The sequence below is a fragment of the Roseisolibacter sp. H3M3-2 genome, from assembly GCF_029211165.1.
In the GTDB taxonomy this organism is placed as follows: domain Bacteria; phylum Gemmatimonadota; class Gemmatimonadetes; order Gemmatimonadales; family Gemmatimonadaceae; genus Roseisolibacter.
In genome coordinates, this window is record NZ_JARGEK010000744.1 from 1 (window position 1) to 786 (window position 786).

Here is a 786-nt window from a genome sequence, read left to right on the forward strand (position 1 = left end):
CGGCGGAGGCCGCGGCGTGCGGGCGGGCGGGCATGGGGCACCTCGGGGTGTGGGCGCGCCCGCCCGCTGCAAGAACGCGGCGCCGCCGCGCGCGGCGCCCCGCCGTCCGCTCAGCCGGCCGACGTGGTGCGTGCGCGCGCCACCAGCGCCTCGAGCCGCGCCGCCGGCACCGCGCCGACCTCGCGCGCCGCCTCGCGCCCGCCGACGAACACCGCGAGCGTCGGGATGCTGCGGATCCCGAACTTCATGCTGGTGTCCGGGTTCGCGTCGGTGTCGAGCTTCGCGACCAGCACCGCCCCCGCGTGGCGCTGCGCGAAGGCGTCGAGCTGCGGCGCCATGGCCTTGCAGGGGCCGCACCAGTCGGCGTAGAAGTCGACCAGCACCGGCACCGGGCTGTCGGCGACCACGCGCGCGAAGTCGGCGTCGCGCACCGGCACCGGGTGGTCGAGCGCGAGCGGCGCGCGGCACTTGGCGCAGCGCGGCCCGTCGGCGACGCGCGCCAGGTCGACGCGGTTGAGCGCGCGGCACTGCGCGCAGGGGACGGTGGCCTTGGCGGCGGCGCTGGACGGGGCGGTCATGGTCGCTCTCTCCTCTCTCTCGCTCGGGGACGCCGAAACATACCGGTTCCGTACCATCGGCTCCGTTCCGCGCGGCCGGGCCGGACGTTACCGTGCCCCCATGCGCCCACTCCCGCCCCGCCTGCTGCTCGCCGCGGCGCTGGGCGAGGCGCTGGGCGCCTGCGACCGCGCCGCCCCCGCGCCGTCCCCGGCGACGCCGCCGCCCCCC

General features: G+C 79.0%; 1 protein-coding gene. It reads right to left on the reverse strand.

Annotation, left to right across the window (positions count from 1 at the left end):
- Positions 1 to 110: 110 nt before the first annotated feature.
- Entirely contained in the window at positions 111 to 578 is a 468-nt protein-coding gene (gene trxA, locus PYV61_RS26140) for a thioredoxin (protein ID WP_275836821.1), read from the reverse strand.
- Positions 579 to 786 lie beyond the last annotated feature (208 nt).